General features: G+C 57.3%; 23 protein-coding genes, 1 tRNA gene and 1 pseudogene. 2 read left to right on the top strand and 23 right to left on the bottom strand.

Going from position 1 to position 24110, the window contains the following annotated elements; translation table 11 throughout:
• Positions 1–4: 4 nt before the first annotated feature.
• From yacG to K9U38_RS18895, 9 genes are all read right to left on the bottom strand, one after another.
• The gene (yacG, locus tag K9U38_RS18935; RefSeq protein WP_224495912.1) at positions 5–214 is read right to left on the bottom strand and encodes a DNA gyrase inhibitor YacG; all 210 of its coding nucleotides are present in this window, start codon (positions 212–214) and stop codon (positions 5–7) included.
• 15 nt (positions 215–229) lie between these two features.
• Positions 230–856, bottom strand: coding sequence for a Maf-like protein (locus tag K9U38_RS18930; protein WP_224495911.1), 627 nt, complete (start codon positions 854–856; stop codon positions 230–232).
• Between the two features lie 30 nt (positions 857–886).
• Positions 887–1105 carry a translation initiation factor IF-1 gene (infA, locus tag K9U38_RS18925; protein WP_008122731.1) on the bottom strand — a complete coding sequence of 73 codons (219 nt, stop codon included), beginning with the start codon at positions 1103–1105 and terminating at the stop codon, positions 887–889.
• Positions 1106–1233: 128 nt separating this feature from the next.
• Positions 1234–1710, bottom strand: coding sequence for an arsenate-mycothiol transferase ArsC (locus tag K9U38_RS18920; protein WP_224495910.1), 477 nt, complete (start codon positions 1708–1710; stop codon positions 1234–1236).
• A gap of 8 nt (positions 1711–1718) precedes the next feature.
• The gene (locus tag K9U38_RS18915) at positions 1719–2204 is read right to left on the bottom strand and encodes a UPF0262 family protein (RefSeq protein ID WP_224495909.1); all 486 of its coding nucleotides are present in this window, start codon (positions 2202–2204) and stop codon (positions 1719–1721) included.
• Positions 2205–2211: 7 nt separating this feature from the next.
• The gene (gene hisD, locus K9U38_RS18910; protein WP_224495908.1) at positions 2212–3504 is read right to left on the bottom strand and encodes a histidinol dehydrogenase; all 1293 of its coding nucleotides are present in this window, start codon (positions 3502–3504) and stop codon (positions 2212–2214) included.
• Between the two features lie 11 nt (positions 3505–3515).
• On the bottom strand, positions 3516–3953 hold the full coding sequence (locus K9U38_RS18905) for a DUF2948 family protein (protein ID WP_224495907.1): 438 nt from the start codon (positions 3951–3953) through the stop codon (positions 3516–3518).
• 135 nt (positions 3954–4088) lie between these two features.
• Positions 4089–5378 (bottom strand): UDP-N-acetylglucosamine 1-carboxyvinyltransferase, encoded by a 1290-nt coding sequence (gene murA / locus K9U38_RS18900; protein ID WP_224495906.1) that lies wholly within the window; start codon positions 5376–5378, stop codon positions 4089–4091.
• A gap of 119 nt (positions 5379–5497) precedes the next feature.
• Complete coding sequence (locus K9U38_RS18895) at positions 5498–5692, bottom strand: hypothetical protein (protein WP_224495905.1); 195 nt, start codon at positions 5690–5692, stop codon at positions 5498–5500.
• Positions 5693–5845: 153 nt separating this feature from the next.
• Between K9U38_RS18895 and K9U38_RS18890 the strand changes: the two genes are divergently transcribed.
• Positions 5846–5920, top strand: a tRNA-Thr gene (locus tag K9U38_RS18890).
• Between the two features lie 413 nt (positions 5921–6333).
• On the opposite strand, the gene K9U38_RS18885 is transcribed toward K9U38_RS18890, so the two are convergent.
• The 10 genes from K9U38_RS18885 to K9U38_RS18840 all read right to left on the bottom strand — a co-directional run bounded on the left by K9U38_RS18885 (position 6334) and on the right by K9U38_RS18840 (position 17603).
• Positions 6334–6981 carry an NAD(P)-dependent oxidoreductase gene (locus K9U38_RS18885; RefSeq protein WP_224495904.1) on the bottom strand — a complete coding sequence of 216 codons (648 nt, stop codon included), beginning with the start codon at positions 6979–6981 and terminating at the stop codon, positions 6334–6336.
• 353 nt (positions 6982–7334) lie between these two features.
• Complete coding sequence (locus K9U38_RS18880; RefSeq protein ID WP_224495903.1) at positions 7335–7907, bottom strand: NADPH-dependent FMN reductase; 573 nt, start codon at positions 7905–7907, stop codon at positions 7335–7337.
• Between the two features lie 45 nt (positions 7908–7952).
• Positions 7953–8618 carry a nitroreductase gene (locus K9U38_RS18875; protein ID WP_224495902.1) on the bottom strand — a complete coding sequence of 222 codons (666 nt, stop codon included), beginning with the start codon at positions 8616–8618 and terminating at the stop codon, positions 7953–7955.
• An 827-nt stretch (positions 8619–9445) separates the two neighbouring features.
• A complete protein-coding gene (locus K9U38_RS18870) occupies positions 9446–10072 on the bottom strand; it encodes a dual specificity protein phosphatase family protein (protein WP_224495901.1) in 627 nt (208 codons plus the stop codon).
• Between the two features lie 67 nt (positions 10073–10139).
• Positions 10140–11048 carry an inositol monophosphatase family protein gene (locus K9U38_RS18865; protein WP_224495900.1) on the bottom strand — a complete coding sequence of 303 codons (909 nt, stop codon included), beginning with the start codon at positions 11046–11048 and terminating at the stop codon, positions 10140–10142.
• A 69-nt stretch (positions 11049–11117) separates the two neighbouring features.
• Complete coding sequence (locus K9U38_RS18860; RefSeq protein WP_370632006.1) at positions 11118–12224, bottom strand: ABC transporter substrate-binding protein; 1107 nt, start codon at positions 12222–12224, stop codon at positions 11118–11120.
• A 62-nt stretch (positions 12225–12286) separates the two neighbouring features.
• A complete protein-coding gene (locus tag K9U38_RS18855; protein WP_224495898.1) occupies positions 12287–13426 on the bottom strand; it encodes an ABC transporter substrate-binding protein in 1140 nt (379 codons plus the stop codon).
• A gap of 23 nt (positions 13427–13449) precedes the next feature.
• Positions 13450–14577 carry an ABC transporter substrate-binding protein gene (locus tag K9U38_RS18850; protein WP_224495897.1) on the bottom strand — a complete coding sequence of 376 codons (1128 nt, stop codon included), beginning with the start codon at positions 14575–14577 and terminating at the stop codon, positions 13450–13452.
• 39 nt (positions 14578–14616) lie between these two features.
• Positions 14617–15750, bottom strand: coding sequence for an ABC transporter ATP-binding protein (locus K9U38_RS18845; protein ID WP_224495896.1), 1134 nt, complete (start codon positions 15748–15750; stop codon positions 14617–14619).
• Complete coding sequence (locus tag K9U38_RS18840) at positions 15750–17603, bottom strand: ABC transporter permease (protein WP_224495895.1); 1854 nt, start codon at positions 17601–17603, stop codon at positions 15750–15752. Before K9U38_RS18840 ends, K9U38_RS18845 begins: the two co-directional genes overlap by 1 nt.
• Before the next feature lie 480 nt (positions 17604–18083).
• Between K9U38_RS18840 and K9U38_RS18835 the strand changes: the two genes are divergently transcribed.
• Positions 18084–19070 (top strand): LacI family DNA-binding transcriptional regulator, encoded by a 987-nt coding sequence (locus K9U38_RS18835; RefSeq protein ID WP_224495894.1) that lies wholly within the window; start codon positions 18084–18086, stop codon positions 19068–19070.
• On the opposite strand, the gene K9U38_RS18830 is transcribed toward K9U38_RS18835, so the two are convergent.
• The 4 genes and pseudogenes from K9U38_RS18830 to K9U38_RS18815 all read right to left on the bottom strand — a co-directional run bounded on the left by K9U38_RS18830 (position 19067) and on the right by K9U38_RS18815 (position 23989).
• A complete protein-coding gene (locus tag K9U38_RS18830) occupies positions 19067–20701 on the bottom strand; it encodes a Na/Pi cotransporter family protein (RefSeq protein WP_224495893.1) in 1635 nt (544 codons plus the stop codon). The two genes, K9U38_RS18835 and K9U38_RS18830, sit on opposite strands and share 4 nt — an antisense overlap.
• A gap of 137 nt (positions 20702–20838) precedes the next feature.
• Positions 20839–22482: pseudogene (locus tag K9U38_RS18825) on the bottom strand (metallophosphoesterase); the annotation flags it as partial.
• The gene (locus K9U38_RS18820) at positions 22476–23084 is read right to left on the bottom strand and encodes a dual specificity protein phosphatase family protein (protein WP_224495891.1); all 609 of its coding nucleotides are present in this window, start codon (positions 23082–23084) and stop codon (positions 22476–22478) included. The gene K9U38_RS18820 and the pseudogene K9U38_RS18825, both read right to left, overlap by 7 nt.
• A gap of 56 nt (positions 23085–23140) precedes the next feature.
• The gene (locus tag K9U38_RS18815; RefSeq protein ID WP_255607429.1) at positions 23141–23989 is read right to left on the bottom strand and encodes an inositol monophosphatase family protein; all 849 of its coding nucleotides are present in this window, start codon (positions 23987–23989) and stop codon (positions 23141–23143) included.
• Between the last annotated feature and the right edge of the window lie 121 nt (positions 23990–24110).

The raw sequence follows: 24110 nt of genomic DNA, 5'->3' as shown, positions 1-24110 counted from the left end.
CGGGCTAGACGTCATTTTCCTCGTCGCTGTCATCCGCACTTTCGACCGCGGGCAATGCATAGGCGCCCGTCAGCCACCGGCTCAGATCAATATTGCGGCAGCGAGCCGAGCAGAACGGGTAATGTTCGCGCTGCGAGGGACGCTTGCATTCCGGGCAAGGCCGGGTCGGTCGCAAAGGCGTTACCGATGCCGTGCTTTTCTTTTCGTCAGTCAATGGGATCAGCCTCGTCTAGTGCTTCGAGCCCTGCCAGTTGGCATAGACCGGATAACCTTCCCCATGCAAAAGGCTTGCGGTTTCATAGAGCGGCAAACCAACCACATTGCTGTAGGAACCAACCAGCTTGACGACAAAGCCGCCAGCAAGTCCCTGGATCGCATAGCCGCCGGCCTTGCCGCGCCATTCGCCGGACGCAAGATAACTCTCCAGCTCTTCGCGCGACAGCCGCTTGAAGCGAACACGGGTCTCGATCAGGTCCTGACGCAGTTTTCCCTTCGGCGTTATCAGGCACAAACCGGTATAGACGCGGTGCGACCGGCCAGAAAGCAGCCGCAGGCAGGCCGTCGCATCGTCGAGGATTTCCGCCTTCGGCAAAATGCGCCGCCCCACGGCCACGACCGTATCGGCCGCCACGATATAGGCTGCCCCCAGATCAGCATCGCCCTTCAGCTCTTCAGCAATCTTTTCGGCTTTCAACCGTGAAAGGCGACGCGCCAAGGAGCGCGGATGCTCGGCCCGCAGCGGCGTTTCGTCCACATCCGCAGGCAGCAGGCGATCCGGTTCAATGCCGATCTGGCTCAGCAGCGCGAGACGGCGCGGTGAGCCCGATGCAAGAACGAATTTGTTTTGATCGCCCATGAAACAATTCCTGCGAGGAGGCGGAGCTGATTATTTGAAACGGTAGGTGATACGACCCTTGGTCAGATCGTAGGGAGTCATCTCGACGAGGACCTTGTCGCCAGCAAGGACGCGAATGCGATTCTTGCGCATGCGGCCAGCGGTATGAGCAATAATTTCATGATCATTTTCAAGCTTTACCCGGAACATCGCGTTGGGCAACAGCTCCGTCACGAGGCCAGGAAACTCCAGTACTTCTTCTTTCGCCATGCGTAGTTCTATCTCCGATAAGGCAACTTGTGGTCGTGCTCGACCGCAATTTTGGGCGGAACCTATAGTATTGCGCACCATTTGTGAACAAGGGAGTTCGATGCAAATGTGCACTAGGGGCGGGATACTCAGTTCGTTTGTCCGAAACGTTCCTGAATGTGACGTTTCAGGTGATCGCGAACATCACGATAGGCATCCAGTATTTGGCTACGACGCCCCCGCACCAGCGTAGGATCGGGGGTCGGCCAGTATTCCACATGCACCGAGGTTGTTCGGGTCAACTCAAGTGCCATATGGTGTGCCTTGGGCGACAATGTAATGATCAAGTCGAAGTAATGGTCTTCCAGCTCGTCGAATGTCTTCGGCATGGCGGAGATTCGCTTCAGCCCGATCTCTTCGAGAATCTCGTCGACAAAATGATCCGGCTCGCCTTTCTCAACGCCTGCCGAAGCAATATAAACCGTCGAAGGCAGCAGATTGCGCGCCAGGGTCTCGGCCATAGGCGAGCGAATGGAATTCATGCCGCAGATGAACAAGACCGCGCTCGGCATCGCCGTCTTGGCGGTTGCCTGGTCGTCCGGGGATTTATCCGGCTCAACCTGCATTGGTTCGCCTATCCCCGCCAATGAAGCACACATACCAACGTGAAGAGACGGCGTGCCGTGTCGAAGTCCACTTCGATCTTGCCGCTCAGCCGGTCCATCAATGCCTGTGAACCTTCATTGTGCAACCCCCTACGTCCCATATCAATGGCTTCGATCTTGCTCGGGCTGGAGGAGCGGATAGCCTCGTAATAGCTTTCACAGATCAGGAAATAGTCCTTAACGACCTTTCGAAGCGGCGTCAGGGAGAGAATATGCGTGACGACATCATCCCCATTCTCGCGGGCAACAGCAAAGATCAGACGCGATTCAATGAGTGACAGTTTGAGGCGATAAGGTCCTGCACCCTCATCGTTCACGGGACGAAACGAGTTTTCCTCGATCAGATCGAATATTGCGACGGCGCGCTCATGCTCGACATCGGGCGTTGAGCGGCCGATGGATTCGTCCAGCTCCACATCGATCAGCCGTGCATCGGTCTCGCCCGTTGCTGTCATTATCTTCCTATAGGTTCAACCGAATCGCGACCGAATTGCCATGCGCATCCAGACCTTCAGCACGGGCCAATTCGATGGCCGCCGGACCCAGCGCACGCAGCTGTTCTACGCCCAGCTTCAGGATGGAGGTTCGCTTCACATAGTCAAGCACCGAAAGGCCGGATGAGAAGCGAGCCGAACGCGCTGTCGGCAGGACGTGATTGGAACCGCCAACATAATCGCCGATCACTTCCGGTGTGTAACGACCGACAAAGATCGCCCCCGCATTGCGCACGCCGGCCAGAAGCCGCTCCGGATCGGCGGTTGCGATTTCCAGATGCTCGGCAGCAATCCGATTGACAAGCGGCAATGAGGCCTGCAGATCCTGTACCAGGATCACCGCGCCAAAATCGCGCCAGCTTGCGCTCGCGGTCGCCGATCGCGGCAGTGTCTGCAGCTGGCGCTCGACAGCGGAGATCACGGCATTGCCAAAACCCTCGTCATCGGTGATCAGGATCGACTGCGCGGCGCTGTCGTGCTCCGCCTGTGCGAGAAGGTCGGCGGCGATCCAGTCGGGATCGTTGTCGCTGTCGGCCATTACCAGAACCTCAGACGGACCGGCAATCATGTCGATCCCGACGGTGCCGAAGACGCGGCGCTTTGCTGCTGCCACATAGGCATTGCCCGGCCCGACTATTTTTGCAACCGGGGCAATGGTTGCTGTGCCGTAGGCCAGCGCTGCAATGGCTTGCGCTCCGCCGACGCGATAGATCTCCGAAACACCCGCGAGGCGGGCAGCGACCAGCACAAGCGGATTGAGTTTCCCGTCAGGTGACGGAACGACCATGACGATGCGCTCCACACCTGCCACCTGGGCGGGAACTGCATTCATGAGAACCGAACTTGGGTAGCTTGCGGTGCCACCCGGCACGTAGAGCCCAACCGATTCCACGGCTGTCCAGCGTGAACCAAGCTCGACACCCAGCGCGTCCGTATATCGATCATCCTTTGGCATCTGCCTTGCATGATGGGAGTGAATGCGATCGCGCGCCAGTTTGAGCGCCCCGACAGTCGCTGCGGGGGCTGAAGCAACCGCCTCGTCAATCTCGGCGGTCGTAACGGCCAGGCCATGTTGTGCCAGATCGATGCGATCGAAGGCTTTTGAATACTCGATCAGGGCTGCGTCGCCCTCGGCGCGGACCTTGTGGATGATTTCGGCGACCGCGCGATCAACATCCTCGGAAGCTTCGCGCTTAGTTGCGAGAAACGCGGAAAATCGCAATTCAAAATCGGGATCTGACTGCCTCAGCACAAGTGCCACGTGTATGCTCCTCAGGCTTCATGCTCTGGTTTGAATGACGTCTCCCAGGCCGGGCCGAGATCGGTCAATTGCACTTCAATGGCCTCCACCTCAAGCCGCAGCGCCTTGCCGGCAGCAAACGTCAGTTCGATGATGCCTGATGGCGCATCTGCGACATTGAAACGGATCGCCAGGAGTGCGAGGACATCGTTGGCGTGACGCCGGTCGATGCCCGTCACCTGGACCTTGCCGACCCGGTCGAACAGCAACGCCGTGCGGCGGCGCTCGAAACTGCGGTGGCGCTTACCATCGGCAGCCATCTCCCAGACAAAGCGATTGACACCGAGAACGAGCTTTTTCTCGGCTGCCAGATACTCGATGTCCTTCACCTTCAGAATGGAATCCTGGAGATGCGCGGAAAGAATTTGCAGGTCTTCCTCATCAAGTGCGATGAGTTTCAGCGTGTCCATGTCTGCTCTTTGCCTCACGTGTCGGGGGCGCGATGCATTGAAAACACCGCGCTCCATACCCTGTTAGAGGAAAGTGCACGCAAATGGAATTATGCATTGGGCATAATGTACGACGTTCGTGAAAAACCGATTCGATCAGTCGCTGATGCGTTCCACCACCGCACCGCAGCGCGTCAGCTTTTCCTCGAGGCGCTCAAAGCCGCGATCAAGATGATAGACACGGTTTACGGTGGTCGCGCCCTCAGCTGCAAGGCCCGCTATGACGAGCGATACCGAAGCGCGCAAGTCGGTCGCCATGACCGGGGCGCCCTTCAAGCGTTCGACACCTTCGATCTTGGCGGTCTGCCCCGAGAGGGAAATCTTGGCGCCGAGACGTGCCAGTTCCTGCACATGCATGAAGCGGTTCTCGAAGATGGTCTCGGTGATGAGTGACGTTCCCTTTGCCTTGGTCATCAGCCCCATGAACTGGGCCTGAAGGTCGGTCGGGAAGCCAGGGAACGGCTGCGTCGTCACATCGACCGGCATGATGCCATGCCCGTTGCGGACAACACGCAGGCCGGAGTTGGTCTCGGAAATTTCCGCACCGGCATGACCGAGGGTGGTCAAGGCCGCGCTCAGCAGGCTGGCATCCGCCCCCTCAAGGATTACGTCGCCGCCGGTCATTGCCACAGCCATCGCGTAGGTCCCCGTCTCGATGCGATCCGGGATGACACGAACACGTGCTCCGGACAGACTGGTAACACCGTCGATGGTGATCGTCGGGGTGCCCGCCCCGCGAACCTTTGCGCCCATGGCATTGAGGCATTCGGCAAGATTGACAACCTCAGGTTCCTGAGCGGCGTTTTCGAGGATTGTTTCTCCCTTGGCAAGGGTTGCTGCCATCATCAGCACATGGGTCGCGCCGACAGAAACTTTCGGGAAGCTGTAGCGGGTACCGACGAGACCGCCCTTTGCGCTGGCCTTGACATAGCCGTTCTCGATTTCGATGTCAGCGCCGAGCGCGCGGAGCCCATCAATGAACAGATCAACCGGACGGGTGCCGATCGCACATCCGCCGGGCAGCGAGACAGTGGCCACACCCATGCGTGCGAGGAGCGGGCCAATAACCCAGAAGCTTGCGCGCATCTTGGAGACCAGCTCATAGGGCGCAGTGGTATCGACAATGTTGCGGGCAGTGAAATGGATCGTACGCGAATAGGCCCCATCCTGGCGTTCGCGGCGTCCATTGACCGAATAGTCGACGCCATGATTGCCCAGAATGCGGATGAGTTGCTCGACGTCGGCCAGATGAGGCACATTCTCCAGCGTCAGCGTATCGTCGGTCAGGAGCGATGCGATCATCAACGGCAAGGCCGCGTTCTTGGCACCCGAAATCGGAATGACGCCATTGAGCTGGTTACCGCCAACAATCTTGATGCGATCCATATTGTGTCACTTTCGCGGGAAATTCCCGTCCTGTCGTTTGAGACCCTTGGTAGAGCCGGTTGCTGTAAACCATCACACGCAATGGTTCAAGAAAGGCTTATGACCCAATTTCGGGCCATTCATGATTCCTCAAGCGAGGCATCGGCAGGTTTTTCGTCGGCCGCGACAATTCCCTCGTCGCGTTCATCAGCGCTGCCGGCCCGGCGCGAACGCAGCTGCTGCTTGCGCCGTGCCAGATTCGCACGCAATTGTTCCGAGCGCCGCTTCTCGCGGTTGATTTGCTCCAGATTCGGGCTTTTCGACGACGAAGTCATAAGTTGTCTTCCGAACTCCGAGAATTTTTAGCGCCATTTCAGCTGCAAAAACTGACATTTGCGGCTGTTGCGCATATTTTGCGGCACAGATTACGATTGCTTGCTTGCGATTTCGGTAATGATATGGCAGAAGTCCGCCGCGTTCGCAAATCGGCTGCGGTAGCTCAGTGGTAGAGCACTCCATTGGTAATGGAGAGGTCGAGAGTTCAATCCTCTCTCGCAGCACCAGCGAAATCTCAATAAAATCAATGCATTATGCACGGCGATTACGCCAGACGCATTTCCCGCCATCACCGTGGCACCATCGCGCTTGCACCATGTTGCAACTGGCTCCCATTGATTTCCAACGACTTTCTTCGGGACAAGGCGAATCCAGCGCGTCATAAGAAGCGCGCACATGGAAAGTAAACTCGGCAAATACTGCTGTATGTTTGCAGTACGCACGGGCCGCAGCGGGCTGGCGGCTGTTGACGAGAAGACTGTCGATAGCAGACCCGGGCCGCCGGCAGCGGACGAGTAATTGGGTCTTGAGTGGAACCGAACCTAAGATACGTCTTCCGCAGTTCCACATGAGATATCATGCGCCTTTCCAAGCATAGATCGAGAACGATCTGGTACCAGCAATCCTCAACCATCCCTACTTAGTTGCGAAGCGTTATGGCCTTCTTGAAAGCCGTGGGGTCATCAAGAATCTTCACCATATAGTCAGCTACGTCCGCACGCGTCGCCGTCGATGTGATGTGCCAACTCAGATCTGTTCCTGCCCTCAGGTTTCCGCGACGAGGCTTGAACGTCAACGTTGCTGGACGAATGATTGTCCAGTCGCAATCGCTTTGCCGAACGGCCGCTTCTTGCTCCTCCTTATCTGCCATGACCTTTTTAAGTGCGAGTTTGACGAGAAAGCCTGCACCGAAGCTTCCCGTGGCGTAGCTCTCGCCAACACTGACCGAACTCAGGACAACAAGTCGGCCTCGCCCATGAGGCATGGCTGCCAGAATGTTCTTGGTGCCCACCGAACTCACCGGAACACCAAGCTGGCGTCGACCCAAATCTTCTTTCGCCTGGGGTATCGGCCCCAAGGTGCAGATAATGGCATCAGCACCCGGGATTGCAGGTGCTACAGTGCCAAAATCCATTGCATCTCCTTTGACGATTCGGAGGTGTGGGTGTGTCAGGGACATTCGATTTGGCTCACGGACAAAGGCTGTGACGAGGTGACCCGCAGACAAGGCGGACTCTACGACGAGGCGCCCTGTGGATCCTGTTGCACCAAAGACAATGACTTTCATCATACCTCCTGTCCTGCGGGCCCGATTGGAACGCGTGTGTTGCTTCAGCAATCGTTCGCCAATAATTCTGAGGCCGTTCATGTCTCCAGCGGCATGACACCCTCGCATTCGGGGTCGTCAAACATTCGTCCGCTCGTTGCATCGCATCCCGCATGCTCAGCAGGCGCTGCCGGAACGTGCGGGATGGATCACATCTCGAGAAGAGCTCCCGGATGCATTAATCTGGAACCAGATAGAAGAACCACCAGATCTCAAATCCTGAATGACATCGCCTGTGCCGACCAGGATTGTCGGAGAAGAGCCATGGTTCGTCGGAGGTACCGTACGGTTTAGAGACTTTCGCCGTGATGCCTCTACGCGTCTTTCGGCAGCACTGAGCGAACCCTTGCGATGAAGACATGGAAGTCCTGCATGAAAGTGCGAAGGAAATCGGCGGTGGTGTCGTTCGTGACCTCGCCGTTATCGGTGATCAGCCCAGGTGTGAACTGGATATAGGCTTCTGGGGCATTCATCTGGGGAGAGTTGCAGAAACTAAGCACGCTGCGCAAATTCTGCTGCGCAACTGCTGTGCCTATCATCCCCGGGGAAGTGCCGATCACCGCTGACGGCTTGCGTGTGAACGAGTTGGTGCCGTAAGGGCGGCTCGCCCAGTCGATTGCATTTTTCAGCCCGCCTGGGATAGATCGATTGTATTCGGGCGTGACGAACAGCACGGCGTCGACGGCCGCTATTGCGGCCTTGAATGCCTTGCCAGCCGGAGGGTAGTCGGCGTCATAATCGTAGCTGTAGAGTGGCAGGTCCTTGAAGGATATCTCCGACATCTCAAGTTCCGGCGGTGCTAACCGCACCAACGCATTGGCAAGCTTGCGATTGATCGAGCCCTTGGCGAGGCTGCCGATGAAATAGCCAACCTTATGTGTAGTCATAGCGTTCTCCAATAAAGAGGGTCTCTTGCCTTTGAGCGCAAGCCGCTAATCGCCGAAGAAGGTGACCGTCTCGTCAAGCGGAGCGCGACCTGTACGGGCGGTACGGACTGCAGGGTCCTCGTACCCGATCGACATGCCGCAGAAGAGGATGAGTTCGTCCGGGGGCGACAGGACCTCAGCGACCGTCTCGCGAACTTGCGACCACGCCATCTGCGTGCAACTGTGCAATCCTTCCGCGCGGAGCAACAGCATGATGGTCTGCAGATACATGCCGACATCGGCCCATTGGGGCCTCCCCAAGTCGCGGTCGATGTAGCAAAACAGGGCGACGGGCGCGCCGAAACAGTTCCAGTTGGCGATCGCTGCCCGCTGCCGCGCCTCCCAATCCTCGCGTGCAATGCCGAGCGCGCTGTAGCGCTCCTTGCCGAAGGCGGATCGGCGCTCCGCGTATGGGGACTTTAGCACGGTCGGGTACATCTTGTACTGCCGCTTGTCCCAGGGGTCGCCATGGGCCACACGCTCGACGGCGTTCGTCTTGAGCTCGGCCAGCGGCGCGCCCGTCACCACGTAGGTATACCATGGCTGGATGTTCGATCCGGACGGCGACCAAGATGCGGCGGACAACACGCGCTCGAGCAGCTGCCTCGACACAGGCTCGTCCTTGAATCCGCGCACAGCCCGTCGACTTGTGACAGCCTCATATACGTCCATCATCGCCTCCATACCGTCGGCCGCTCATTTCGATCTACCGGGGTGCGAGGTATTGTCCGTATTCATGGCCCTCTCCTCCTGACTGTAGCTTTTCGATGTGGATCATTATCTCCATTCGCAATGGAGACGTAATCACACCGTGGTCTAGGAGGCGTATAACCAACGTATATCAGAGACCGATGCATCCGAGGGGCATGTGTGCAGGCTGGACGTTTGCTAGCCACCACGGAATCAACGCTGTTACAGCGGTTCACATGACTGTCGGCTCCATTGCTAGGTCGCACACGGGACATCGCAGCAAATGAAATTGCCGAACTCGTCATTTGTCCGACACTCGCCATCGCCTCAACAGTTCCTATACGGAACACTCAAAACAACTAGACTTCACGATACTATCTGATGCTGATGTTTTCGGCGGCTCTTGCTCGCGCCATGCCGGCGCAGCTCTTCTCTGAAAAAAAACCGCAGATGCCCAAGCGATCGAAACCCCAGCATGCTGGGCAGACGATGCACCGTTGTCGGGGAAACACCACATCTGCGCGCGAGAGTATTAGCGCTATCAAAGGCAGCGGAGTCCGGTCGCTCAAGCATCGCTCTGGTGAGGACAGCGAGCTTTGCCGGAAGCGTGACCTTCCCGGAAGCAATCAAGAATTTTAATTCGACGATCGACCCCGGCGGTTGTAAGCACGATCTGGATTTCACGGTGTTCCTCTTCTCCCAAAGCTGCTTATCAATCTGCAAATTCAAGAACACCTATCGCGGCTAGCTATCAGGCAGACTGGGGTCGAGCATAGGAATGGCATTCAATGCCACTGACAACCCAGCGCCTATTGATTGCCGTCGATTGTCCTGATCCATCCCGCTGCACGGCGTGCGGCATCAGCGAGTACAGGTTTTGGTGCTTTGTACCATTCGTTTTCCGGCAGTTCCCGCCGCACGCGAACGAAGCCAATCGCCTCGTCAAGTGTGGGGAATTCTCCCGGGAGGGTGAGATGCAGAAAGAGCGCCACAACGGCGACAGAGCGGGATCGGCCGCCGCGGCAATTGATCAACACGCTGCCTCGCTCCCGCCGTGGATAGGAAGGTTTGTTCGGCAGGACCTGCTCCAGCGCGGCGCGCAAGATGTAATGGGCCGCAACCATTTGAGTCTCGGGATTTCCGGCGCCATCAATCAGGCCGATCTTGTAGTAGCGGATTTCGCCGGGTCCATATAGGCTGCCTTCATGATCCGAGACCACCTGCGGCTGCTGAACGAAATTGAAGTCCAGATTGACGGCGCAATTGACCACCGTGGTGATGCCGTTGCGGCGCAGGAGCTTGAGGTCGCTCGCGCCTTCCTTGCCGGAAATGAAGAGATCAACCCCGTAGAGCGGGTGCCGCTCGTAAATGAGACTGAGTTTGGGCAGTTCATTTGATTCCGGTTGCTGGGCGATTCCCCGATCGAGTTGCTGCATATCATTTCTCCGTATCGCCGATCTGCGGGTCGGCGCTATTCCAAGTTTAGGCAATCGCTCAGCCTACTCAGGCGCGGACTGATTTCTGATCTAGCTGCTGCACGGCTTTCGCAATGCGAGTTTGAGAAATGGATCGCGCGACCCGCTCCAGTGTCGGATAATTCGCGCCCTCACCCGTTGCAATATAGCCCGGGCAAAGAAAATCGGCCGAACCTTCCGCCACTTTGCCGAGGGTTAGAGGCTCATACTGGCCGCCGGCATTTTTAAGGATAAGAGTGGCAGCCGCCACGTCCCAGGCATTGACGCCAAAACCTGTCGCCGCGTCCGTCCATCCCGCTGCAACATGGGCAATGCTAAGCGCAGCGCTTCCTGGCCGCCTTAGCGTCGAGAACGTTTCGACAAGCTCGCCCAGATTGGCCAGCGCAAAATCGCGTCCATCGAGCCGGAAATCTCGCGATACCGGATAGCCCGTGATCAGGGTAGCTCGCGTTTCCTCCGCGACGGAGCGGGAGTGGAGCGGCGCTCCGTTCAGATAGGAGGCTTTGAGGTCTGCAGCGAACATCAGATCGGCGACCGGATCATAGATCGCACCGGCTACGACATTGCTGTCGATCACAGCGGCGATCGAGATGCACCAGAAGGCAAGGCCGCGGGCAAAATTAGCGGTCCCGTCTATCGGATCTACGTACCACTGGATCTCACCGTTGCCGATCTGGCCGCCTTCCTCACCCATGATGGCCGAATTGGGTTCGTGATCCAGGATGAAGTTGCGGATGGTCGTCTCTGCTCGCTTGTCGTGTATAGTGACGATATCGTGGAGATCCACCTTGTAGTCAATCGACATGTCCGAGCGGAAAGCCTCGAGAAGGGGGGCGCGGACGGCGAGCGCGGCGGATTTAGTGATGTCCATTAGTCGCGTCGACCGGGACATCGCCTCGGCTGTTACGGAGTTGATTTTGGGTGAGAGGCTTTGCATCGATCTGTCCAGTTTGTCGGTTCGAGACACGGCCGGCGCGGAGGAGTCCCACGCCGAACCGGAGAGGGATCATTTCTTGTAGTTTACGCGCCAAAAGTCCTGCCATTCTTCGCGCCGGTCGAAATCGTCGAGACCTGTGGAGGAATCGTAGCCCAGCAGCTTGTCAGCAACCTTCATCAGGCCCGACGGTTCGTCTTCAGGCATCTTGATGTCGATATTGGTCGGCAGCTTTCCATCCTTCATCTGCGGCGCGATCCCCTCTTCCGTCAGGATGTACCGGATGAAGAGCTTCGCCGTGTTCGGACTCTGCGTCTTTGAAGCGATCAGGCCGAGCTTGATGTAGTTCCAGCCGACCCAGGGATCGAGGCTCGAGCAAATGCCGAGCTTGTACCCCTTGTCCGCATTGTCACGAAACTTGGCTGAGCTCAGCAAGCCAAAAAAGGGCTCCTTTTGGCCAGGCGCGCCCACAGCTTCAGCAACTGGATCGTCGCCATCCGTTGCCAGTGGGGCGTTCTGGGCAAGCGCCTTGATCCAAGCGGCGGCCGCACTCTTATCGGTCGTCTCAATGTCCTTGCCAAAATAAGCTTTATAAGCGGCGGCCACCTTTTCGGTGCCATGCTTTTCAAGCTGGTTGAACCAGTCTGTATAGTTACCTTTTGTCAACGGATCGACCATCGCAACCTTGCCCTTCCATTTGGGCTCCGTCAGTTCCCATATGTTGGCAACCGGGCATTTGTCATAGACCTCGGTGTTGTAGGCCCAGACGTTGGCATTGGTCGAGATTGCCAGTGGGTTTTGAAACTGTGCCGGTACCTTGGCAGTCATGTCGGCAGGCAGATAGTTTTCGACAAATTCCTCCGGCAGTAGCTGGGCAAGTGCCGCTGGCGCGTCCGTAATGAGCACGACATCGCCCTGCACATTGCCCGCCTGACTTTCGCGGATGATCATTTCGAGTTGGCTGTTGGCCGAAACCTTCATACCTGTCGCTTTCAGCCCGTATTTGGCGCTGAAATTCTCTGCCATCTCAACGATCTTGCCGGTGCTGTCGTAAATATTGATTGGCTTTTCCTGTTTGGCGGCGGCAACCAACGCATCGAGATCGAAGGCGTCCTGCGCTCCGGCGGAACCAACGAAGATCCCGGTCGTCAAGCCGAGGGCCATAATGGCCGCTGTCATATGCTCGTTTCTTTTCATCGTTTTTCCTCCCACGGAAAAGGTAGGCTCCCGCCTATCTCGGTTCATTTTTTATAGTTCACACGCCAGAAATCCTGCCAACCCTCCCGCTTCTCAAGGTCGGCGGCAGCCGTTGCGGCATCGAAGGCCATAAGCTCATTAAGGTGGTTGGCGACCCCCGAGGGCTCATCCCCAGGCAAACCAATCTTGGCGTTACCGGAGATCTTGCCATCGGCAGTCTGAGGCGCGACTCCTTCTTCTGTCATCAGGTAACGTACGAAGAGCCTGGCTGCATTGGGGCTCTTGGTCTGTCCGGCAATCAGGCCAAAGCCAGGATAGAGGAAGCCCGAGAACGGCTGGACGCCCGAGCACAGGCCGAGCTTCAACCCCTTCGCCTCGTTGTCCCGGTATTTCGCTGTCGAGGTGATGACGAAGAAGGGATCCGCCTGACCCGGCGCGCCGGCTGCTTCCGCTACAGTTGACGAGTCAGAAAGTAAGGGGGCGTTTTCGGCAAAAGCCTTCACCCAGGCAGCCGTCGCGCTGCGCTCGCTGGTCTCCAGCTTCTTGCCGTAGAGGTCTTGGTAGGCCTTAGCAATATCCGCATCGTGGTGCATCTCGATCTGGTTGAACCAGTCCGCATAGAGCGGTTTGTCAAACAGGTCGAGCATGGCGAGCTTGCCCTTCCACTGCGGTTCCGTGAGCTGCCAGATGTTGTCGATCGGGCACTCGTTGTATTTCTCGGTGTTGTAGGTCCACACATGGGCATCGGATACGACGACCAGTGGATTGCGCAGTTTTTCCGGAATGTCGCTCTCAATATCCGGGGGCGTCCAGCTGGTTACGATGCCCTCCGGCAGGAGTTCGCCCATCGCGGCAGCTACGTCGATTGCGACGCTGACGTCACCGACAATATTGCCAGCCCGATTCTCGCGAATCATCAATTCGACCTGGGTCGCCTCGTTCACCTTCTTTGCACTCGCCTGAACGCCATATTTGGCTGTAAAGGCTTGAGCCGTATCCACTATCTTGCCGGTGACCGCATAGATCGTGATGGGCGGCTCCTTCTTCGCTGCCTCAACGAGAGCATCGACGCTAAATGCCTCATCAGCAAGCGTCGCACTGCCGAGCATCCCAGAAAGGATCAGGGCCAGCGAGGAGGCGGCTACCTGCCACCACCTCTTTTTTGTTTGCCAGGTTTGGATCATGATGTTTGCTCCGGGACCGTCACTTATTTCTGATAATTTACTCGCCAGAAGTCCTGCCAGGTTTCGCGCGCGTCCCAGTCTTCGAGGCTGGTTGCCATGCTGTAGGGCATGACCTGTGCGAGAACGGCACCGATTCCCGAAGGCTCGTCGGCGGGAAGGCTGACCTGCGAGTTGGTAGACATCTTACCGTCGATCGCCTGTGGCGCGATGCCCTCGGCGGTCATGACGTAATGGATGAAGAGCTTGGCCGCATTGGGACTGTCGGTTCCCTTGGTGATCAGGCCAACGCCTGGATAGAGCCAACCCAGCCAAGGCTTCAGGTCCTTGCAGAGGCCGAGTTTCATTCCCTTGTCTGCATTGTCACGGAATTTTGCCGAGCTGATCAGACCCATGAAAGGTTCGGACTCTCCAGGCGTGCCCACGGCCTCGGCAGCCGCTGCGTCTGCATCCGTCAGAAGCGGTGCATTGGCAGCCAGCGCCTTGACCCAAGCGGCGGTGGCGCTCGTCTCTTCGGTCTGGAGTTCCTTACCATAGAGCTCCTTGTACGCGGCTGCGATCTTGTCGTCGCCATGCTTGGCCATCTGATTGAACCAGTCGACATAGGAAGCCTTGCCGAGTGGGTCCTGCATGGCGACCTTACCCTTCCATTTCGGCTCAGTCAGTTCCCAGATATTGGCGACGGGGCATTTGTCGAACAGCTCGGTGTTGTACGCCCAGACGTTCGCACTGGTCACGACCGTCAGCGGGTTCTGATATTCAGCGGCAATGCTCGCTGCGAGATCCGGCGGGAGCCAGCTCTCGGCAAAACCCTGCGGAATGAGCTGGGCCATGGCGGCCGGCGCATCACTGATGATTGATACATCGCCCTGGATATTGTTCGCACGGGCCTCGCGAATGATCATTTCCAGCTGTGCCGATGCCTTGACTTTCGAGCCTTCGGCGGAAAGTCCATATTTCTTGGCGAAGTTCTCCGCCATTTCGACGATCTTGCCGGTGCTGTCGTAAACTGTGATCGGCTTTTCTTTCCTTGCGGCTTCGATCAAGCCATTAAGGTCGAAAGGCTCATCCGCCTTAGCCGCACCGCCCAATATAGCCAGAATGGCCGTGGCGCATAGGAAACGGCCTTTGCCGCCCATTAGATTTCGCGTCATACTGCTCCTCCTTCAGCAAGCTGCTCATTTTTATGTATTTCAGTTATAGGTGCTGCTTCTCAGCAGTGTGTCGGCTTCAGTTATCCGCTGCTCCTTCTCGTCGAACACATGCAGCGCTTCCGGCGGTGCGTAAAAAAACACACGTTCGCCGTTATCGACTCGCGGCAATGAGTGGGTCGTCAGGAACAGCGTGTGGTTCTCGCTTCTTAATTCGAGGATCCAGCTACCACCTGTCGGCAGAACGCCCGTCACAGTCATTTCATTGGAAAAGCTCCCCTGCGGCACATCCTCAAGCTTCCCTGCGTAGCCCATGGCTTCCGGCCGTATGCCGACCGAGCCGATGCCGCGCAGTTGCGGGTATCGAGCCGCGAAATAGGCCTGCGCCTTATCCGCGACGTCGGATATCCCGGGCTTTCCAAAGGTCAGAATGTTAATCGGCGGGCTGCCCACGAATTCAGCGACGAAGCGGTTGGCGGGGCGATCATAGATGTCGTTGGGCGTGCCCATCTGCTGCAATGTGCCCTCATTCCTAACCGCAATTGTGGTCGCGAGTGTCATCGCTTCCCATTGGTCATGCGTAACGAATACTATGGTCGTCTTGAATTCCTTGTGTAGCCGCTTCAACTCGGCCCGCATTTCCAGCCGCAATCGTGCATCAAGGTTTGACAGTGGCTCGTCGAGCAAAAGCACGCCGGGATTGACGGCGAGCATGCGGGCCAGCGCCACGCGCTGCTGCTGGCCGCCTGAGAGCTGTGACGGATAGCGGTCGCGGTACTTTGCTATATCGAGCGCCTGCATGACGCGCTCAACTCGCGCTTCGCGCTCGGCTTTCGGTAACTTGCGTAGCCTGAGGCCAAAGTCAGTATTGCGTTCAATGGTCAGGTGCGGCCAGAGGGCGTAACTTTGGAAGACGAGGCCCATCTCTCGCTTTTCCGGCGGTACGAAGATACCCGCCGACACGGAGTCTATGATCTTCTCGCCGACGCGGATCTCGCCGCCGGATAGATTTTCAAGTCCGGCGATCATGCGCAACGTAGTCGTCTTGCCGCATCCGGAGGGCCCAAGCAAGCACATGAACTCGCCGTCGCGGATTTCAAGGTCGAGGTCGGAGACCGCATTGGCGGAATTTACACCGTAGTTCTTCTGCGCACCGCGCAGGTTGATAGTAGGCATCAGCTTCCAAGTCCTTCTGCAAGATTTGTGCGGGTCAGCTTCTGGGCCAACAGCGTGCCGAAATAGGCAATGGCGGCGATGATAAGCACAACCGCGTTTGCGGCCTGCGTGTAATGATAATCAACCAATCGCAAGGAATACGTGGTCAGCACGTCCGTGCTCGGCACAGCGAGGATTACGAAAAGACTTAGCCCCTTGATGCCCGATATGAACGGCAGGAGTACACCAGTTACCAGTGATCCCTTCTGGATTGGGATAACGATCGAGATCATGCGGCGGAACCAACCGGCACCGGCAATCTGGGCGGCCTCTTCCGGGTCCTTGCCAAGCTGGGTCATGGCTGAGATACCAGCACGCGAGGCATAGGGCATCTGGTCGGCGATGAGCGCCAGAACAAGGATGGTGACCGTACCGTAGAGAGCAGGCATCGGGCCACGGGGAACCGCAAACAGCGAGAGATAGGCTGCGGCAAAGGCGATGCCTGGCACCAGATAAGGCAGGAATGTCACTTGGCGCAGATAGACTGACAGGGCACGAACCGGGGTGCGGATAACGACATATCCAACGAGAAGACCGAGAATGCCGGACGTGAGCGAGGCGAGGCCGACGATCATCATCGTGTTTTTCGCCGCTGCCCAAAGGTCGGGGCTCAACAGAATGCCAGTCTGCAGCGCAACTGTATGAAGATCCGTGCCGATCCAGTAATCAAGCGTGAAGTTTTCAAGCGCGAACCGGCCCGGCATCTTCATGATCGTTGAAAGGGAAAGTGTCAGCAGGGGCAATCCGACGCTCAGTACAAAAATGGCAGCAGCAAAACCCGTGGCTGGAAGACGCAACCGGCCGAGACGGCTCAACCTGTTCATGGAGCCCTTGGAACCGATGGTGACGAACCGGCGCGCTTCCCTCACAAGCCGGGCATCTATCATCAAGGTGATGATGCCGATCAGCATGATCGAAGCGGCGACGACACCTGCAACGCCAGTCTGGCGCGAAGCGATGCTGCGAAACAGCGACGTCGAAAGCACTTCGAACTTCACGGGCAGGCCAAGCACATAGGGCACACCAAATTCGCCGAGACATTTTGCGAAGATCAGCACCATCGATGACAGTAACGCGGGTCGCATCAGCGGCAGGATGATTTGCACGGCGACATCAAAACGCCCCGCACCGAGTATGCGGGCGGAGTCTTCAAGCTGCGAATCGAAGCGGCGCAGCGCCGAACCGAACAGCAGGATGACGAACGGGGTGTAGTGAAGTGCCAAAATGATCGTGATCGGAAAGCGACCATAGGCCACCCAGTCCGGTGGCGTCAGGCCCATCGCTTCCAGCCAGCCTGGCTGACCGCCGATGGTCCGGTTCTTGAACAAAGTCGTCCAGGCGAGCGCGAAGGTCCAGGCCGGCAGCATGTAGGGAACGATCAGCGCGGTTGCAAACCACCGTCGACCAAACATGTCCGTACGGCTGATCAACCACGCAAGGACGGTGCCGATCACAAGTGACAGTGAGATGGCCCCAAGCGCTACTGTGAGCGTGTTGAAGAGCGGCCGCCAGAAGAGGTCGGACGCAACTGGAGAGAAGAATGCCCGGTCGAGATAGTAGAACGTCAGTTCACCAACGTCCTTGCCCAGCCGGCGCTCATGTCCGAATTGCACCCGCACTGCATCGAGCACGATTGATATGATCGGAACTACGATCAAATAAGTGAAGATGAAAGCAGTTAGTATACCAATCAGCGTCGTGGGTTCTCGCAGGGCGACTTTCAAACGATAGCGCCAAGCCTGCCACGGCGAAGGCAGGGCAGCGGAGCTTCGCCCCAGCACCTTTGTCTTCGTCGATTCATTTAGAAAAGCCATCATACCTCCCGTGACTTATCCACTTCGCGTCGCACACGCCTGATGTTAGGCGAACGATATCCGCAACCACACAGCGCCGGCCACGCGGCTACCCTGGTCAATTCGGACGCGAAGTTGTCTTCTAACCTCCTGCGACAGGTTCCTTGGACCCATCGACATTGACGAATGCTCGGCTCCTCTCCGAACCACCGCCTGCATCAGACTCAACGGAATATTCATTCCATTTCACATCCAACCATGGAATGCATGATCTATGGTGAGGGCCGTTTTGTCAATAAAAAAATGCACACGCGGTCAATATGTTAACTATTTGTTTTTGTTAAGTATTTAACTACGGCAATTGATGTTTTTGTTGAGCGCCTGTATGCTACCATCAACGTGGATGGAATGTCTCAGGGCGACACCGTTCGATTTTTTATATTGGAAAGACTCAAACTTTGTGGCCTCTGATGGCCAAACACTGATTCGACAGGATGCGCGATGGGAAGAGGGTTTGTAACGGCGGAGGAAGTGGCAAAGCGTGCCGGTGTTTCACGTTCGGCGGTGTCTCGCACGTTCACGCCCGGCGGCAGCGTGTCCAAGCCCGTGCGACGCAAAGTGCTCAAAGCGGCTCAAGAGCTGGGTTACCGCGTCAACCGCCTTGCCCAGGGCCTTAATAACGATCGATCCAATCTTATCGGCGTGGTTGGCTCGAACCTGAGTTCACCTTTCATTTCCAGGCAACTCGACCTCCTGAGCATCGGCCTGTTGCGGCGAGGACTTCAATGTCTGCTGCTAAATGCAGCCGATGCGCGCAAGGATATTGCACCTTTGATCGAGCTTCTTTTCGAGTTTCGGGCGCAGGCGATTGTCGTCCTGTCGGGGGAACCACCGGCCTCGATCGTCGATGAATGTATCGCCAATGGGGTTCGCCTCATCCTGATCAACCAGCGTCTCGACCGCGCCGATACCAATATGGTATTGAGCGACGATTCACATGGCGCGCATCTCGCCGCGATGCGCCTTATCCAGGCAAAGTGCAATAAAGTAGCGGTTGTCTCGAGCGGCAGCCAGACGCCCGCACAGCTGAGGCGTGTCAGTGCCTTCACCCAGCATATGAATAGCGAGAGTATCGAAGTGGTTGCTTGGTCAGGAGGTCCCACTAGCTATGAAAGCGGATATCGGGCGGGCTGCGAACTGTTATTAGACAAATCGATTGATGGAGCTTTCTGTGTTACTGATCTGCTGGCCTTGGGATTTCTCGATGCTGCCCGGCTGGAAATGGGGCGCATCGTTCCCGAAAATTTGTCGATAGTCGGTTTCGACGACATCCCCCAAGCGGGCTGGAAAAGCTATCAATTGACCACGGTTGTCCAGCCTCTCGATACATTGACCGAAAAGGTGTTGAAGGCGTTGGACAGCGACGAGCCCGAAACGCGCCTTCAGTTAGTGCCCGTCACTATGGTTGAGCGGACGACAGCGCGTTAGCCAGTCTGACGGATCCGGCTTTCGATCAGGAGACCACTCTGATTGAGGATCGGATGGGCTACCGCAGCAATGTGGGCGTTTATGCGCTTCAAGTCGCGCAACATATCCAGATGCAGTGAACTTGTCTGGATACTGTCGGTGCGACCGTCGCGCAGACGTTGCAGATGCCGTTCGGACGATTGCTTTTCCAGCCGGCGTACGTCTTCCTTCACCTCAACCAGCCGACGTGCCAAATCAGAATTCTGCGTAGCGAATACTGTTTGCGCCATGCGAATATTGTCGAGCGTGATGGCAAAGAGACGTGCAAGCTCTTCCTCTCCATCCTTGGAGAACTGCAGCCCAAGGCTGATCTTCTTTGCGATTTCGGGGCGAATACCCTTTTCAATGATGTCGCCGATATGCTCGAGATTGATGGCGTATTCGACAATGTCCATTGAACGCCGTTGATCCCGATCACACAGCCCTTCATGGCCAACCTTCGAGACATAGACCTTGATTTCGTGCTGGATGCAATCGACGCGGCCTTCCATAGTGCTGATGTCGGTAAGTTTGGAAAGCTCGTTGAGTTGCATCGCCTCGGCTGCCTTCGACAGCATTCTTTCGATCAAGTCGCCAACCAGCATCACCTCCCGACTTGCACCGGCAAGCGCAGCGACTGGCCGTTCTAGGGCGTGATCGTCGAGATAGCTGCTGCGGCGGCTGTCCTTCTGCTCCGGAAGCAACGCTGTCGTCAGGCGCAAGACCAATGGTGAGAGTGGCCAGGCGATGATTGCGACTGCCATGTTAAAAAGCAGATGCGCATCCACCGCGAGGTTGAGGGGCGAAAACGGCGTTAGAAGTTCCGCACAGTAGCCGGCGAGTGGTAGGGCTGATACGCAGCCAACCGCTCGCACGATGAGATTACCCAACGTGACCCGGCGCGCGGTAATCGGCGCCTTGAGCGTTGCCAGCACTGGCGGAACCGCACCTCCCAGATTGGCACCGAGAACAAGAACGACTACGAGGCTGGTATCAATGCTTCCACTCGCCGCCAGCGACAGGATCAGTACGACAACAGCAAGGCTGGATGAGGCGATTACTGCCAGAACGGCAGAGAAGATCAAAGCCACCGGCCAAGCGTTGCCAAGCATGGTGATAAAGAGGTTGAGCGCCGGGGAGTGGCGGATCGGATCGGTCGCGGCCGATAAGAGATGCAGCGAAAGCAGCATCAGGCCGACGCCGACAATTGCTGCCCCAGCGCCCTGCCTAACCATTGATTTAGAGCGTGAAAGGACAACGCCGGCCAAAAGCAGCAGCGGCGAAAGCCACCCCAGGCCAAGTGCCACGATCCAGGCGGTCATCGCGGTGCCGACATTGGCGCCGAGCAAAACGATTTGCGCCATAGCCGGCACAATCATATCCTTCTCGACAAAGGAGGCGACCATCAGCGAAGTGGCGGTAGAGCTCTGCAATGCAACTGTGGCTACAAAGCCTGCGATGAAGGAACGGGCGCCGCTTCGCGTGCCTGCCGCAAGCCAAGTGCGCAGCTTTGTTCCGAGAGCGCGCGACATTCCATCCTTAATCTGACCAAGCCCGAACAGCAACAACGCTACCGCGCCGAAGAGGTTGACGCTGATAATGACTGATCCCATCAAATCACCTCATGTCTCTAGCAGCGTGTTGCATTGCCAACATCTGGTTGCGTCACTCGGGACGGCCGCAATTTTTGGATAAAGCTTCCATTGCTCGCGCTCGTCATGTTTTCGCCTACTACGGGAATCGGGACGGTGAGATGGGGTGACCCTCCTTCGGCGCGATCCAGAAAAACGCCAAGAGCGCCGAAGAAGATGCCCAGAAAGCTTGGAAGCGAACCGTCATGTGCTTTCGGTTCGCGCCCGAAGTGCTTTGCGAGCATGCGATAGAGCCCCAGCCTTTCAGATTCGATATGCCGAAGGGCCAGGCATGCACCTTGACGCAGGCAGTACCAGTCAGTGATTAGTTCGACCATTGGCAAAGCGTCAGGCGTGGCAACACCTGTCGCCTCGTAGCCTTCTCCGGCGCTAAGCTGCGCAACGATGTCTGAAATGCTCCGGTCGCTGACCGCTGCGACGATATCCGAAGCCCATTCTTTCGCGAAATACCGATGGCGTACCAACGACCGCTTATGGCCGCGCAGGAAGCCACCGTAATTTTTCGCCGCGAAGGCCGGATCCGGCGGGTCCTGGCAGAAGCCTGCTTCGTGGATATAGCCCAGACACAGGCGATCGTTGACCGCCAAAGCCCCCATTTCCACCGTGTCGACCCTAATTTCCTGCAGCGAAGGTTGTACCACCTTGAAGGCGGGTGGAAAGGCGACAAGCGACGGAACTGCGATATTGGTCAGCGTACGATTACCCCCGCTTTGTCGCGTGACGCCTTCCACGTGTAGATGACCGCTGAAATGGACGGCCAGCCCGGCCGAAAGCAGCGCGTCTGCGACTGCCTTGCGTGGTGTGCGGCGAACGACATTCGTTTCACCGAACAGAGTGGCCTCCGCGTCGGTTGCGCCATCAAAAGGGTCAAGTGCCGGATAGTGGGAAAATGCGAGGAGCGTTTTGCCAAGTTTTTCGGCGCGGCGACTGACATCGGCAATCCAATCGATGATAAAGGCCTTGCTGCGCAGCAACGCATTCCAGCCACCGGACGTGCTGTCGATGAATGCGGCTTCCTCTCCCCTTTCAAAGTCACCGTCGAGCGGCTCGAACACGTTGGCATCAATCATCAACAGCCAAAGCCCAGGCTCCGGCTCGACAAGGTAGGAGGCATCCATCAGCCGGTAGGTATTTCTGCCATCCGGCGACGTAACGTCATAGAGACGGTCTTCCACTGCATCGGACCGAGCGAATGGCGTTTCCCAATGCACATACTCCGGCCGGCGGAAATAACCGAATGATGCCATGGGACCAAGACCCGCGGGATAGCCTTCGCAATACATCCGGTCACTTAGAACAATCTTCTTCCCTGCCCGGCGTGCATCACTTGACACCGAAACGCATTTTCCATTGTCCACCAGGAAGTTCTTGGTGTGATGCCGGCCGCAGGGCCCGAAGATATCGTGATTGCCGGGCAGGGCGTAGAAGGCTGTGCCGTAAGTTTCGTTGTGCTTCAGTAAGATGCCCTGCAGCGTTTCCGTGGTAGCGCGCTGACCATCGTCGGTGTAGTCACCAAGCAAGACGACATGGCGGACACCGCGCCTTACCACTTCTTCGAGCGCGGCATGGAGTACATCAGCGCTCTCGTTGAAAACGCGGGTCGACTCCCGTGTATCGGACCAGCTGCGCATCGTCATGCGCTGGCCCTCAATTTCGATGCCGGCAAAGCCGAAATCCGCTTGGGTGTCGTGGAAATGGGCGTCCGCAATGACCGCGATCATCGGGAGGCTCGGCGTTAGCATGGTTGTGTCTGCTTTCTGTTTTCGATTGTGTCGATCCATTCGGAGGCACGGCGTGCAGCGGCATAAAGCATGGGTTTCGGGGTCTCGAACCATTCATCCGGACGCAGCTCACGCTTCGCGCGAATAACGGCAACAGCGTGGTCGAGCGTCGGGTAGAGATGCGGCTGCTGCTTGTGCAGAAACAGCGCGACGAGCGAGACGGATCGGCTGCGACCGCTGCGGCAATTGACCAGCACATTACCGCCATCCTGGAAGGGATAGGTTTCTCGTTTTGGCATAGTCTGGCGAAGAGCACCGTCGAGGATGTAGTAAGCGCCTAGCATCATCGTGTCCGGACTGCCCTCACCATCGATCAGCCCGAGCTTGTAGTAACGGATGTCGGCGTAGCCGGTTGCACGCAGGTCTCCCTCGTCGGCTTCCGCCTGTAGGAAGTTTATGTCGAGGTTGACGGCGCAGTTCACAACCGTCGTGATGCGATTTCGACGGAGCAGACCGAGATCCCGCGCCCCGTCGCTACCACCGATATAGAGAGCTACGCCATGCGGCCCTAGACCCTCAGCAATAAGACTGATGGCAGGGCGGTCATAAACTGGTCCATCCATTTGAACTCCTCCGCGCTCCGTCGCGCCTCTCTTTGCTTTGGGAATATGCGCCGGTTCTACGCCATCGTTGTCTGGCGTTCCTCGCTGTTTTGCGAGCTCGCCAACGGAATATGCGATGCCTTGCTGACGCCCGCAGCGACGCCCGCTGCTGCCGCGAGGACCGGCCCCCCTTCCCTCAGGCTGCCGATTGTAAAAAAGGGGCAAACTTCGCCTCCCGCCTCGCTGACCAGAAGTAGGCCGGCGAGGCAATCCCATGAGTTCATATGCATCTCGATATAGCCGTCCGACCGGCCATCGGCGACGTAAGCCAATGCAAGCGCTCCGGATCCCGCTCGTCTAACGTTGGCTCCCATCTCCAGCAGACTCTGAATAACTTCCAGATAGACGGAATTCGCTACACGAGTAGACCATCCCACCTCGACCGAGGCGGCATCGAACCGCAAGGTGTTCGCAACCCTTATCGGCAGGCCATTGCGCGTCGCTCCCTCCCCACGCCGGGCGAAATACAATTCATCGAGAGCAGGATTGAAGATAGCACCAATCTCGGTGCGGCCGTTTTCGACATAGGCGATAGAAATGCAGAAGTGCGGGATACCGCGGGCGAAGTTCGCCGTGCCGTCGACCGGATCTACGACCCAGACCCGGGCTCCTATCGAGCCCCCTTCCTCTTCCCCGAAAAAACTGTCCCCCGGGAAATACGCCCCTATCATGCTCCGAATGTGGGCCTCCGAGGCGGCGTCCGTCGCTGTGAGAAAATCCTGCGGGCCTTTCATCGAAAAGCTGCGAGTCTGTTCTCCTTGAAAGCCTTTCAGGACAAGCTGGCCAGCAGAGCGAATGACCTCACAGCAGAGTGCGGCGCGAGCCTCAAGAGTATCGGCATAAGACGTCGGCTCCACGGTTACCATCCACTAAAATCGTTGCACACGCGTGCAATTTTGCACACGTGTTCATATAATTCAAGGCATTGTTTTCGTGATTGTTGTCGGATGTCGACATTGAGTATTTGTAACCGACGTTCAACAGATT

Origin of the sequence: Phyllobacterium lublinensis, assembly GCF_020164435.1 — a bacterium.
Taxonomy (GTDB): domain Bacteria; phylum Pseudomonadota; class Alphaproteobacteria; order Rhizobiales; family Rhizobiaceae; genus Phyllobacterium; species Phyllobacterium lublinensis.
The sequence above is the reverse complement of the archived record's forward strand: the minus strand, read 5'-3'. Positions and strand labels throughout refer to the sequence as shown.